11 protein-coding genes and 3 tRNA genes are annotated in these 13,243 nt (G+C 52.5%); 8 read left to right on the forward strand and 6 right to left on the reverse strand.

All coding sequences use genetic code 11. The annotated features are described in order from the left end of the window. Positions 1 to 12 precede the first annotated feature (12 nt). Entirely contained in the window at positions 13 to 3,066 is a 3,054-nt protein-coding gene (gene ydiJ, locus AC07WB_RS08260) for a D-2-hydroxyglutarate dehydrogenase YdiJ (RefSeq protein WP_494940299.1), read from the forward strand. Between the two features lie 30 nt (positions 3,067 to 3,096). Here the strand turns inward: ydiJ and AC07WB_RS08265 are convergent, their stop codons facing one another. Beyond that, positions 3,097 to 3,501, reverse strand: coding sequence for a hypothetical protein (locus tag AC07WB_RS08265; protein ID WP_097094108.1), 405 nt, complete (start codon positions 3,499 to 3,501; stop codon positions 3,097 to 3,099). 388 nt (positions 3,502 to 3,889) lie between these two features. Here AC07WB_RS08265 and sufA point away from each other — a divergent pair, with 388 nt between their 5' ends. The 7 genes from sufA to AC07WB_RS08300 all read left to right on the forward strand — a co-directional run bounded on the left by sufA (position 3,890) and on the right by AC07WB_RS08300 (position 10,533). After that, a complete protein-coding gene (sufA, locus tag AC07WB_RS08270) occupies positions 3,890 to 4,264 on the forward strand; it encodes a Fe-S cluster assembly scaffold SufA (RefSeq protein ID WP_097094107.1) in 375 nt (124 codons plus the stop codon). A gap of 7 nt (positions 4,265 to 4,271) precedes the next feature. Continuing rightward, the gene (gene sufB, locus AC07WB_RS08275; RefSeq protein ID WP_097094106.1) at positions 4,272 to 5,765 is read left to right on the forward strand and encodes a Fe-S cluster assembly protein SufB; all 1,494 of its coding nucleotides are present in this window, start codon (positions 4,272 to 4,274) and stop codon (positions 5,763 to 5,765) included. 34 nt (positions 5,766 to 5,799) lie between these two features. Then, on the forward strand, positions 5,800 to 6,546 hold the full coding sequence (gene sufC, locus AC07WB_RS08280; RefSeq protein ID WP_008102973.1) for a Fe-S cluster assembly ATPase SufC: 747 nt from the start codon (positions 5,800 to 5,802) through the stop codon (positions 6,544 to 6,546). After that, complete coding sequence (gene sufD, locus AC07WB_RS08285; RefSeq protein WP_097094105.1) at positions 6,521 to 7,798, forward strand: Fe-S cluster assembly protein SufD; 1,278 nt, start codon at positions 6,521 to 6,523, stop codon at positions 7,796 to 7,798. The genes sufC and sufD overlap by 26 nt, the downstream gene beginning before the upstream one ends. After that, the gene (sufS, locus tag AC07WB_RS08290; protein WP_345826818.1) at positions 7,795 to 9,018 is read left to right on the forward strand and encodes a cysteine desulfurase SufS; all 1,224 of its coding nucleotides are present in this window, start codon (positions 7,795 to 7,797) and stop codon (positions 9,016 to 9,018) included. The genes sufD and sufS overlap by 4 nt, the downstream gene beginning before the upstream one ends. 20 nt (positions 9,019 to 9,038) lie before the next feature. Beyond that, positions 9,039 to 9,455: a cysteine desulfuration protein SufE gene (sufE, locus tag AC07WB_RS08295; RefSeq protein ID WP_097094103.1), complete on the forward strand. Its 417-nt coding sequence runs from the start codon at positions 9,039 to 9,041 to the stop codon at positions 9,453 to 9,455. 61 nt (positions 9,456 to 9,516) lie between these two features. Further along, entirely contained in the window at positions 9,517 to 10,533 is a 1,017-nt protein-coding gene (locus AC07WB_RS08300; RefSeq protein ID WP_345826817.1) for a L,D-transpeptidase family protein, read from the forward strand. A gap of 75 nt (positions 10,534 to 10,608) precedes the next feature. Here AC07WB_RS08300 and AC07WB_RS08305 read toward each other — a convergent pair whose 3' ends face one another. The 5 genes from AC07WB_RS08305 to AC07WB_RS08325 all read right to left on the reverse strand — a co-directional run bounded on the left by AC07WB_RS08305 (position 10,609) and on the right by AC07WB_RS08325 (position 13,156). Beyond that, positions 10,609 to 10,845: a major outer membrane lipoprotein gene (locus AC07WB_RS08305; RefSeq protein ID WP_007892735.1), complete on the reverse strand. Its 237-nt coding sequence runs from the start codon at positions 10,843 to 10,845 to the stop codon at positions 10,609 to 10,611. A 305-nt stretch (positions 10,846 to 11,150) separates the two neighbouring features. Next, a complete protein-coding gene (gene pykF / locus AC07WB_RS08310) occupies positions 11,151 to 12,563 on the reverse strand; it encodes a pyruvate kinase PykF (protein WP_097094101.1) in 1,413 nt (470 codons plus the stop codon). A 340-nt stretch (positions 12,564 to 12,903) separates the two neighbouring features. Continuing rightward, positions 12,904 to 12,980, reverse strand: a tRNA-Val gene (locus AC07WB_RS08315). Between the two features lie 19 nt (positions 12,981 to 12,999). Then, a tRNA-Val gene (locus tag AC07WB_RS08320) sits at positions 13,000 to 13,076 on the reverse strand. A gap of 3 nt (positions 13,077 to 13,079) precedes the next feature. After that, positions 13,080 to 13,156, reverse strand: a tRNA-Val gene (locus tag AC07WB_RS08325). Positions 13,157 to 13,243: the final 87 nt, after the last annotated feature.

The following is a 13,243-nucleotide window of genomic DNA, read 5'->3' on the forward strand; positions in this document are numbered from 1 at the left end:
GGTCACTCAATAATGATCCCACAGATTTCTCAGGCACCGGGCCTCGTTCAACTGGTGCTGACATTCCTGCAGTCCTTAAAAGAGCAAGGGTTCACTGGCGATACGGCCACCAGCTATGCCGATCGCCTGTCGCTATCCACCGATAACAGTATTTACCAACTGCTGCCTGATGCGGCGCTGTTTCCGCGATCGACGGCTGATGTGGCGCTGATTGCGCGTCTGGCCGCAGAGGCGCGTTTTAATAGCCTGGTCTTCACCCCGCGTGGTGGTGGCACCGGTACTAACGGGCAATCGCTTAATCAGGGCATCGTGGTTGATATGTCGCGCTACATGAACCGCATCCTCGAAATCAACACCGAACAGGGTTGGGTGCGGGTTGAAGCGGGCGTGGTGAAGGACCAACTTAATGCGTGGCTAAAACCTTACGGCTTCTTCTTCTCGCCGGAACTCTCTACCAGTAACCGCGCCACCTTAGGTGGCATGATCAATACTGACGCCTCCGGGCAAGGTTCGCTGGTGTATGGCAAAACCTCCGATCACGTCGAAGGGCTACGCGCGGTGCTGTTGGGCGGCGATATCCTCGATACGCGCGCGATGCCAACCGAACTGGCAGAACAGCTGGCGAGCACGCCAACCGCTGAAGGGCGCATCTATCAGCAGGTATTAACGCGCTGCCGTGAACAGCGCAGTTTGATTCTGGAAAAATTCCCTAAGCTGAACCGCTTTCTGACCGGTTACGATCTGCGGCATGTGTTTAGCGATGATCTGCAAACCTTCGATCTCACGCGCCTATTATGCGGTGCGGAAGGTACGCTGGCCTTTATCACTGAAGCGCGCCTGGATATCACGCCCATTCCCAAAGTGCGTCGTTTGGTGAATATCAAATATGATTCGTTCGACTCGGCGTTACGCAATGCACCTTTTATGGTGGAAGCCAAAGCCCTGTCGGTGGAAACGGTTGATTCGAAAGTATTGAACCTGGCGCGTGAAGATATCGTCTGGCACTCGGTGCATGAATTGATTACCGATGTGCCAGATAAAGAGATGCTGGGCCTGAACATCGTGGAGTTTGCCGGTGATGATGCTGAGCTGATCGAGCAGCAAATTGCAACGCTGTGCCTGCGTCTGGATGCGTTAATGCTGCAGCAATCCGGCGGCGTCATTGGTTATCAGCTGTGTAACGATGTGGCCGGCATTGAGCGCATCTATAACATGCGCAAAAAAGCGGTGGGCCTACTAGGTAACGCCAAAGGGCGCGCTAAGCCGATACCGTTTGTTGAAGATACGGCGGTACCGCCAGAACAGCTGGCCGATTACATCGTTGAGTTTCGCGCGCTGCTCAACAGCCACGGCCTGAGTTACGGCATGTTTGGCCACGTGGATGCGGGCGTGCTGCACGTGCGCCCGGCGCTGGATATGTGCGATCCGCAGCAGGAGCTGTTGATGAAGCAGATCTCCGATGAAGTGGTCGCGCTAACCGCCCGCTACGGCGGTTTATTATGGGGCGAGCACGGCAAAGGTTTCCGCGCACAGTACAGCCCGGCATTCTTCGGTGAAACGCTGTTCAATGAGCTACGTCGTATTAAAGCGGCGTTCGATCCCGACAACCGCCTCAATCCTGGCAAGATCTGCACACCGCTGAAGAGCAACGAACCAATGATGCAGGTGGATGCGGTGAAACGCGGTACCTACGATCGTCAGATTCCCGTCACGGTGCGCAATGAGTGGCGCGGTGCGATGGAGTGTAACGGCAACGGTTTGTGCTTCAATTTTGACGTGAACAGCCCGATGTGCCCGTCGATGAAAATTACCCGTAATCGCATTCATTCGCCGAAAGGCCGCGCCACGTTAACGCGTGAATGGTTACGTTTGCTCTCTGAGCAGGGGGTTGATCCTCTGCAACTGGAACAGGCTTTGCCCAAACAGGGTGCCAGCCTGCGCACCTTGATTCAACGCACGCGTAATTCCTGGCACGCGAAGAAAGGGGAATATGACTTCTCCCATGAGGTAAAAGAGGCGATGTCGGGTTGTCTGGCCTGTAAAGCCTGTTCGACGCAGTGCCCAATCAAGATTGATGTGCCGAATTTCCGTTCGCGCTTTTTGCAGCTTTATCACACCCGCTATTTGCGTCCAGTGAGCGATCATCTGGTGGCAACCGTTGAAAGTTATGCGCCGTTGATGGCGAAAGCCCCTAAGGTGTTCAACTTCTTCCTGAAACAGCCGTGGATGCGCGATCTCAGTAAAACGCACATTGGTATGGTGGATTTGCCGCTGCTGTCATCACCGAGCCTCAAGCAACAGTTGAGCGGTCATCCGGCGATGAACCTCACGCTGGAGCAGCTAGAGGCAATGGAGACCACACAACGTGAAAACTGTGTGCTGGTGGTGCAGGATCCCTTTACCAGCTATTACGAAGCGCAGCTGGTGACCGATTTCGTCAAGCTGATCGAAAAGCTCGGTTATCGCCCGGTGCTACTGCCGTTCTCTCCCAATGGCAAAGCGCAGCATGTAAAAGGCTTCCTGCAGCGCTTTGCGCGTACCGCCAGTAAAACCGCAGATTTCCTCAATCGCGTGGCGAAACTTGGCGTGCCAATGGTGGGCGTCGATCCGGCAACCGTGCTTTGTTATCGCGATGAGTACAATCAGGTGCTGGGTGAGCAGCGCGGTGAGTTTAACGTGCAGCTGGTGCACGAATGGCTGCACACGGCGCTGGCTGAGCGTGCGGTGCAAACTGCCAGCGGCGAGGCTTGGTATCTGTTCGCGCACTGCACCGAAGTAACGGCACTGCCGTCCACGCCGAATCAGTGGCAGGGCATTTTTGCTCGCTTTGGCGCAAAGCTGGAGAACGTCAACGTGGGCTGTTGTGGCATGGCAGGTACTTACGGCCATGAGAGTAAAAATCTGGAGAATTCGCTGGGGATTTACGAGCTGTCATGGCATCCAAAGCTGCAAAAGCTGCCACGTCAACGCTGCCTGGCTACCGGCTTCTCCTGTCGCAGTCAGGTGAAGCGCGCGGAAGGCAACGGGATGCGTCATCCGTTGCAAGCATTACTGGAAATGATGTAAACAAATTGTAGGAGTCGTCACAAAGCTGGATTAGAATATCCAGCCTGCGTGACGGACGAAATCACTCTGCAGGCGGGTAGCTTGATCCCACTCGCCGCTGAGCGCCAGTTGATGACACAAACGTGTTAATGACAGGCGCGCCAGTTGATAGGCCTGAATGCGAAATAAACGGTCACGATCGGCATTGCCCATCTCCTGGACTAAGCGGTGATGGAGCTTACCCATGGCGTGCAAAAAACTGAGGTCGTCACCATTTATCTCACAGATTTCTGCCATGTCGAGACAGGTGTCATTGAAACGGCGCAGTTGTTCGAGAGTGCAATCGGTGCGGTTGAGCTTTGCCTGAGCCATATAGAAGTCCACGGTGATATCGCGCACCGCAAACTTATAGTCGTCGATTTTATGTTGTAACCAGGCTGAGACGGTAAGCGTCATATCGCCACCTTAAATAGGTTAATGATAATCATTATCATATTCAACCGTGTCAGGAATGCAATTCCCGCCGTGAATTTTATTGATTCCCTCTGCCTGTTAATAAAATCGGCAATAACAATTTCTTTACATACTAGAAAGGCGTAACCTATCAATTATGAATGAAACGTAAAATTGATTTATAAAATTTTACGCCAATTTAAGGGGTTACGTTGCAGTGGTGCGCACGGGAATGCCGCCGTCAATCTGCTTTGAAGCGACTATGCTTAATAAAGCAGCAGTAAAAATAGCACGAGATGATTATCCCTGCAAAACAAGAGGTTGAAGTGATATCTGATATCACTACCATAGGGGGATAGCCTGAAAAGGCCCAGACTTACGAGGTAGCACAATGTCATCAGTTAATGCCGACTCTTTTTCACCCGAAGATTTCGTCTGGAAAGGGCTCACGCTGACCGAATCGGCAGCGAAACAGATTCTTAACCTGGTAGAACAAGACCCTGAAGTCAAGGGTTTGAAACTGGGTGTGAAAACGTCCGGCTGTGCCGGTTTTGGGTACGTTATGGACCTGGTGAAAGAGCCTGCCGATGACGACCTGCAGTTTGAGCAGTTTGGCGCAAAACTGTTTGTGCCGCTTCAGGCGATGCCGTTTGTTGACGGTACCGAGCTGGATTATGTCCGCGAAGGCCTTAACCAGATTTTTAAATTCAACAACCCTAAAGCTCAACACGCCTGCGGGTGCGGTGAGAGCTTTGGCGTCGAGTAAGTGAAATATGTCACGACACAGCGAAGCATCTGACGATGTACAAATGTGGGAAGGCAAGCTCAATTATAAAGAGGGCTTCTTTACCCAGTTACAAACCGACGAATTTGCCCACGGCATCAATGAAGATGTGGTGCGCGCGATTTCGGCCAAACGTAACGAACCTGAATGGATGCTTGAATTTCGTCTGAAGGCGTTCCGCGCCTGGGAACAGATGGAAGAGCCGCACTGGCTGAAAGCGCACTACGAAAAACTGGATTATCAGGATTACAGCTACTACTCCGCGCCGTCCTGCGGCAACTGCGACGACAGCTGTGCGTCTGAACCCGGCGCTACCCAAACTTCCGGCAGCGTCGCGTCCAGCGATTATCTGACTCAGGAAGTGGAAGATGCGTTCAACCAGTTAGGTGTTCCGGTGCGTGAAGGACGTGAAGTCGCGGTCGACGCTATTTTCGACTCCGTTTCCGTCTCAACAACTTACCGCGACAAGCTGGCCGAGCAGGGCATCATTTTCTGCTCCTTCGGCGAAGCGATTCACGATCATCCTGAGCTGGTACAGAAGTATCTTGGCACGGTCGTGCCGCCAAACGATAACTTCTTTGCTGCGCTGAACTCCGCTGTGGCCTCCGACGGTACCTTCGTTTACATCCCGAAAGGCGTACGTTGTCCGATGGAGCTGTCGACCTATTTCCGCATCAATGCGGCAAAAACCGGTCAGTTCGAACGCACCATTTTGGTGGCCGATGAAGACAGCTACGTGAGTTATATCGAAGGTTGCTCGGCACCGGTGCGTGACACCTATCAGCTGCATGCCGCTGTGGTTGAAGTGATTATCCACAAAAATGCCGAAGTGAAATATTCCACCGTACAGAACTGGTTCCCGGGCGGTGAAGGCGAGGGCGGTATCCTCAACTTCGTGACCAAACGTGCGCTGTGCGAAGGCGATCACAGTAAGATGTCTTGGACGCAGTCCGAAACGGGTTCAGCGATCACCTGGAAATATCCTAGCTGCATTCTGCGCGGTGATTACTCGATTGGTGAGTTCTATTCCGTTGCCCTGACCGCAGGTCGCCAGCAGGCGGATACCGGCACCAAGATGATTCACATTGGTAAAAACACCAAGTCGACCATCATCTCAAAAGGGATTTCTGCCGGTAAGAGCCAGAACACCTATCGCGGCCTGGTGAAAATCATGCCAACCGCCACCAACGCGCGTAACTTCACCCAATGTGATTCGATGCTGATTGGTGCTGAGTGCGGCGCGCACACTTTCCCGTACGTGGAAACGCGCAACAACACGGCACATCTGGAGCACGAGGCGACCACTTCGCGCATCGGTGAAGATCAGATGTTCTACTGCTTGCAGCGTGGCATTAGCGAAGAAGATGCGATTTCAATGATCGTCAACGGCTTCTGTAAAGACGTTTTCTCCGAGCTGCCACTGGAATTCGCCGTGGAAGCGCAAAAATTGTTAGCTATCAGCCTTGAGCACAGTGTGGGCTGATGCCCGTTGCCGGAAGCAATGTGAAGGAAAGAGTATGTTAAGCATTAAAGATTTGCAGGTTAGCGTTGAAGACAAAGAGATTTTGCGCGGTCTGAACCTTGAAGTAAAACCGGGCGAAGTCCACGCGATTATGGGACCAAACGGTTCAGGTAAAAGTACCCTGTCTGCAACGCTGGCTGGTCGTGAAGATTACGAAGTCACTGGCGGTTCGGTTACCTTTAAAGGCAAAGATCTGCTGGAGCTGGAGCCAGAAGAGCGTGCCGGTGAAGGCATCTTCATGGCGTTCCAATATCCGGTAGAAATCCCGGGCGTCAGCAACCAGTTCTTCCTGCAGACTTCAGTCAACGCGGTACGTAAATACCGTGAGCAGGAGCCACTGGATCGTTTCGATTTCCAGGATTTTATCGAAGATAAAATCCAGCTGCTGAAAATGCCGGAAGATCTGCTGACCCGTTCAGTAAACGTCGGCTTCTCCGGTGGTGAGAAGAAGCGTAATGACATCCTGCAGATGGCGGCTCTGGAACCTGAGCTGTGCATCCTTGATGAAACCGACTCCGGTCTGGATATCGATGCGCTAAAAATCGTGGCAGAAGGCGTGAACAGCCTGCGCGATGGTAAGCGCTCTTTCATCATCGTTACGCACTACCAGCGCATCCTGGATTACATCAAGCCAGATCATGTACACGTGCTGTATCAGGGTAAAATCGTTAAGTCTGGCGATTTCTCACTGGTTAAACAGTTGGAGGAGCAAGGCTATGGCTGGCTTACCGACCAAGAGTGATAACGCTCTGCAGCAGTGGCATCATCTGTTTGAATCGCGCGGTGAAGTCCGTTCACTGCAGGCACAGCAGCACTGGCAGCAACTGATGCGCGTCGGCCTGCCGACGCGTAAGCATGAGAACTGGAAGTACACGCCGCTTGATGGTCTGCTGGCGCAGCAGTTTGTGCTGCCTCAGCCGCAGGACGTGAGCGCGGAACAGGTTGATGCGCTGGCATTGCCAATTGATGCGGTGCGTCTGGTGTTTGTTGATGGCCGTTTCCATGCCGAGTTAAGCAGTCGCGATACTGGCCTGTTTGAGATTCAACATGCGCAAGCCTCCGATCGTCGTCCGTTACCGGCACCTATTCAGCCGGAAGTGTTCCTGCATCTGACCGAAAGCCTGGCAGAAGAGGCCACGACGATTCGTCTGGCGCGTGGCAAATCAGCGGCCAAACCGCTTTATCTGCTGCACATTACCAGCGGTCAGGATGCAGGCACTACTACCGTGCATCATCGTCACCATCTGCAGCTGGAAGCCAGTGCAGAAGCGGAAGTGATTGAACACTACGTCACTCTGAATGATGTGGCGCATTTTACCGGCGCACGTTTTACCTTCGACGTGGCCGATAACGCTAAACTGCAGCATATCAAACTGTCATTTGAGAGCGAGAAGGCTTACCACTTCGCGCACAACGACGTGGTGATGGGCCGTGATGCGAATGTGTCAACCACCAGCTTCCTGCTAGGGGCCGGCTTATCGCGCCACAACACCAGTGCGCAGCTGAATGGCGAAAATACCAATCTGGCGATTAATAGCTTGTCATTGCCGGTGAATCAGGAAGTGTGCGATACCCGCAGCTACCTCGAGCACAATAAAGGCCACTGCATTAGCCGTCAGATGCACAAAGTTATCGCGCGCGACAAAGGGCGTGCGGTGTTTAACGGTATGATCAAAGTGGCACCTCACGCGCTGAAAACCGACGGCCAAATGACCAACAATAATCTGTTGCTGGGCCGTTTGGCGGAAGTGGACACCAAGCCGCAGCTGGAAATCTACGCTGACGACGTGAAGTGCAGCCACGGTGCGACCATTGGTCGTATTGATGAAGAGCAGATGTTCTATCTGCGCTCGCGCGGCATCGATGAGACTGCCGCCCAGCGTATGATCATTCATGCTTTTGCCGCTGAACTCACCGAAACGCTGGAGAATCCGGTACTGCGTCAGGTGGTGCTGCAGCGCATTGCCGCGCGTATCCCGGGAGTTGAGTCATGAGTTTCGATCTCGAACGCATCAGAGCGGAATTTCCGATTCTGAAACGTGAGGTCAACGGACATCCGCTGGCCTACCTTGATAGCGCGGCCAGCGCACAGCGCCCGCTCGCGGTCATCAATGCGGAAAGTTATTTCTATCAGCACGGCTATGCAGCCGTGCACCGCGGTATCCATTCGCTGAGCGCGCAGGCGACCACCGACATGGAGAACGTACGTCATCAGGCGGCGCGTTTCCTCAATGCTGCTACGCCCGAAGAGATCATCTTTGTCAAAGGCACCACTGAAGCCATCAATCTGGTGGCGAACAGCTGGGGTGGCAGTCAGCTGCAGCCGGGCGATAACATCATCGTCACCGAGATGGAGCATCATGCGAACATCGTGCCGTGGCAGATGGTGGCACAGCGCACCGGCGCAGAGATTCGCGTACTGCCGCTTAATGCGCAGGGTGAACTGGCGCTGGAGCAGCTGAGCGGCTTGATCGACAGCCGTACCCGTTTGTTGGCGGTGACTCACGTTTCTAACGTGCTCGGCACGGTTAACCCGGTGAAAGCCCTCGTCGCGCAGGCGAAAGCGGCCGGCGTAGTCACCCTGGTGGACGGCGCGCAGGCGGTGATGCATCACACGGTGGATGTGCAGGATATTGACTGCGATTTCTACGCGTTCTCAGGCCATAAAATTTATGGTCCGACTGGCATTGGTGTGTTGTACGCGCGTAAAGCGTTGCAAGAGATCATGCCACCATGGGAAGGCGGCGGTTCGATGATTTCTGAGGTTGTGTTGCCAACGGGCACCACCTGGAATACTGCGCCGTGGCGTTTTGAAGCGGGTACGCCCAATACCGGCGGTATCATCGGTCTTGGTGCAGCGTTAACCTGGATCACCGAGCTGGGCCTTGATGTGATTCATCAGCGCGAATCAATGCTCATGCGCTATGCGTTGGATAAGCTGGCGTCGGTACCGGATCTGATTATTTATGGTCCGGAAAGCCGCAGCGGTGTGATTGCCTTTAACCTCGGCAAGCATCATGCGTTTGACGTTGGCAGCTTCCTTGATCAATACGGTATTGCGATCCGCACTGGCCATCACTGCGCGATGCCGCTGATGCGTCATTATGCGGTGCCGGCAATGTGTCGTGCCTCCTTCGCGTTGTACAATACCGAAGAGGAAGCCGATCGTCTGGCCGCAGGTTTAACCCGTATTCATCGTCTGCTGGGTGGTTGAGCAGATTTCAGGAGTGATTCATGGCGAATTTGCCAGATAAAGAGAGACTGGTGCGTAACTTTAACCGTTGCGCAAACTGGGAAGAGAAGTACCTCTACATCATTGAACTCGGTGGGAAATTACCAGAATCCTCCGAAAGCTTACAGCAGCCTCAATACGTAATTTCAGGTTGTCAGAGCCAGGTGTGGATACGCATGACACCACAGGCGGATGGTACCATCGCTTTCGAAGGTGATAGTGATGCTGCCATTGTTAAAGGCTTGATTGCAGTGGTATTTAGCCTGTATCAAGGGCTTAAGGCGCCGGAGATTCTCGATCTCGATGTGCGTCACTGGTTCGGCGAATTAGCGCTAACCTCACATCTCACCCCCTCGCGTTCGCAGGGGCTTGAAGCGATGATTCGCGCGATCCGTCATAACGCTCAGAGCCTCAGCTAAGTTACACTCTCCAGACCCCGGCTTGACCGGGGTCTGTTCTATCCGACAAAGAGAAAATTGCATGAAACCTGCCTTACGTTTAGCCGGTGCATTGCTGTTGTCCTGTTGCGGACTCTCTGCACCTGCATTTGCAACGGAATATCCCCTGCCTGCCGATAACAGCCGTTTAATTGGCGAGAATACCCTGACCATCGTACCAGATGACAAAAGGCCGCTAGAGCGCATTGCAGCGCATTACAAGATAGGCTTACTTGGCATGCTAGAGGCCAATCCTGGCGTCGATCCCTGGCTGCCGAAAGCGGGCACCCAATTGACCGTACCGCTACAGATGCTGCTTCCCGATGCGCCACGTGAAGGAATCGTCATTAACCTTGCTGAGCTGCGGCTTTACTACTATCCCAAAGGCGAAGATCGTGTCGTGGTCTACCCGATTGGTATCGGTCAGTTGGGCGCTATGACGCCGACGATGGTCACCAGCATTAGCCAGAAAATCCCAAATCCAACCTGGACACCGACCACCAATATCCGTAAACGCTATGCCAAAGAGGGCATCACCTTACCTGGCGTGGTGCCAGCAGGACCGGATAATCCCATGGGCCTGTTTGCCATGCGTCTGGCGCGCGGTACCGGGCAGTACCTGATTCACGGTACCAATGCGGATTTCGGGATTGGTATGCGAGTGAGTTCGGGCTGCATTCGCCTGCGTCCTGATGATATCGAAGCACTGTTTAATAGCGTGCCAAAAGGAACGCGCGTGCAGGTCATCAACCAGCCAATCAAGTATGCGATCGAACCTGACGGTAAGCGTTACGTTGAGGTGCATCAGCCCTTGTCGCGCAATGAGCAGGACGATCCGCAAACGATGCCGATTGCACAATCCACTGCGCTGAAATCTTTCATTAAGAGCGCGGGGAGCGATACGGCCCTGATCAAGGAGGCGATAACGCGCCGTTCTGGTATGCCGGTGTTAGTGAGCAGCGGAGAGCCGGTAACGGATGAGGCAGAGATACAGCAGGGAAGGGGTTCGGAGCAGACAAAGATTGTCGAGGCGAAAGGTGAAGCGGTGACGCAACCTTAAATTCGGGCCAGCGCATCACAGAATCAAGACAAAAAAAATGGTGCCACATGGGCACCATTTTTCAAACCAGAACTCTTACTTACGGTAAGAGTGAGCCTGGTTGTCCAGACGCTGGTTAGCGCGAGCTGCGTCATCTTTAGCAGCCTGAACGTCAGAACGGATTGCGTTCACGTCGTTGCTCAGCTGATCAACTTTAGCGTTCAGAGTCTGAACGTCTGAAGACAGCTGATCGATTTTAGCGTTGCTTGAGCAACCAGCCAGCATAGTTGAAGCCAGGATTACCGCGCCCAGTACCAGTTTAGTACGATTCATTCTTTATACCCTCTAGATTGAGTTAATCTCCATGTAGCGTTACAAGTATTACACAAAGCTTTTTGAGTTGAGAATAAATTTTTGATGAGAACATGCTTAAATTTGATCGTTCGCTCAAAGAAACAGCATTTAACAGAAGATGATGAAAATAATTAGCTAAAACAGAGAGATTTAATCGGACTAACCTTAATCATACGAGATTTTGAATAGTTAATTTCGATTGGAAATTTCTACTATTTGTATTACCCGAGGAATAAAAAAAGCGCCTGTAAAAGGCGCTTTTTAAATAAATATTCAGTAGCTAATCAGAGTACGTGCACAGAAGCGGTGTTTGTCGTTCCGCTTGGTACTAATGCACCTGAAACCATTACCACAACATCGCCTTTTTGCGCATATCCGCTTTCCAGCGCCATTTCTTTTCCAATGCGGTAGAAATCATCAGTTGAGGCAATTTCTTTAACCAGATGCGTTTCGATGCCTTTGCTCAGAATCAGCTGGCGAGCAGTGGTTTCATTGGTGGTCAGCGCCAGAATGGTGGCATCCGGGAAATATTTACGGATAGCTTTCGCTGATTTACCGCCTTCGGTAGCTACAACAATCAGTGGTGCTTCCAGCTTCTCGGCAGTTTCCACCGCGCCACGGCACACCGCTTCGGTAATGCGCAGTTTACGTGAGTCCTGCAGTGAATCGATGCGGGATTTCATCACGCGATCGGTACGCTCACAGATGGTTGCCATGATGGTAACCGACTCCAGCGGATAACGGCCTTTTGCGCTCTCGCCAGACAGCATTACCGCATCGGTACCATCAAGGATGGCGTTAGCCACATCGCCTGCTTCCGCGCGGGTAGGGCGTGGGTTTTTGATCATGGAATCCAGCATTTGCGTTGCGGTGATAACCACTTTGCGTGCTTTATTACATTTTTTGATCATCATCTTCTGCGCGAAGATCACTTCTTCAACCGGGATTTCAACGCCCAGGTCGCCACGTGCCACCATGATGCCGTCAGAAGCTTCCAGGATTTCGTCAAAGTTGTTCAAGCCTTCCTGGTTCTCGATTTTCGAGATGATCTGAATGTGCTCGCCGCCGTGAGCTTTCAGGTGCTCACGGATTTCCAGCACGTCAGAGCGCTTACGGATAAAGGATGCTGCAACAAAATCAACGTTCTGCTCGCAGCCGAAGATCAGGTCGCGTTTATCTTTTTCGGCCAGCGCAGGCAGCTGAATGGAAACACCCGGCAGGTTAACGCCTTTGTTCTCACCCAAATCACCGTTGTTCAGTACATTACATACCACGGTATTTTCAGTGACTTCCGTTACCTGCATACCGATCAAGCCATCATCGACCAGCACGGTGTTACCAATTTTCAAATCTTCGGTGAAACCGGCGTAGGTAACGGCAACACGTTCGCTGTTACCAATTACCGATTGATCGGTGGTGAAGGTGAAGGTTTGGCCCGCTTTCAACGACACATCATTGCCACCTTCCAGCTTCATGGTGCGAATCTCTGGGCCTTTGGTGTCCAGCAGAATGGCGGCCTGACGACCGGTTTTTTCCATAACGGCACGCATATTAGTAATGCGTTGACCATGCTCGGCGTAATCCCCATGAGAGAAGTTCAGGCGCATAACGTTCATGCCTGCTTCCAGCAATTGGGTCAGCATCTCTTCAGATTCGGTTTTTGGGCCGATAGTACAAACGATTTTGGTCTTTTTCATGTCAGGTTTTCTGTAAGTTGTGATGGATGATAAAGGTCGGAATTCGATGCATACGGCACCGAAGTGAGAATGTGTATGGTGTTGGAACGGATTTCACAGAAATAAGAATAGGAGACGAAAGCAAAGCGTGCAGAGAAGTTATGCAGTACGCGAGAGAACTGGCTGAGCAGTGTTGCGCAAATTATGTGAGTTGTTTGCATAGGCACGTTAGCGCTGAAACCTTTCAGTGGAACAACGCGGCATAGTATAGTCGCTAAGTATGCGAAAACCAATATAAAAGCGGCGCCAGAAAAACGATGCAGATCAAGAAAAGGGTGTTGCGCAAGGAGATAAACCAGAGTGGTGCGCTCTAATGGACTCGAACCATCGACCCCCACCATGTCAAGGTGGTGCTCTAACCAACTGAGCTAAGAGCGCATTCAGAAAATTCAGTAATTGGTGCGTCCGAGTGGACTCGAACCACCGACCCCCACCATGTCAAGGTGGTGCTCTAACCAACTGAGCTACGGACGCACTTGGTGCGCTCTAATGGACTCGAACCATCGACCCCCACCATGTCAAGGTGGTGCTCTAACCAACTGAGCTAAGAGCGCAACACGCTGTCAGGGCGACAGCGGGGACGAATATTAACGGCAGGCCGTGATGCTGGCAAGGGGAAAAAGCGATTTTCCCCGGTGACT

The organism is Pantoea sp. GW821-FHT03E06, from assembly GCF_059420725.1.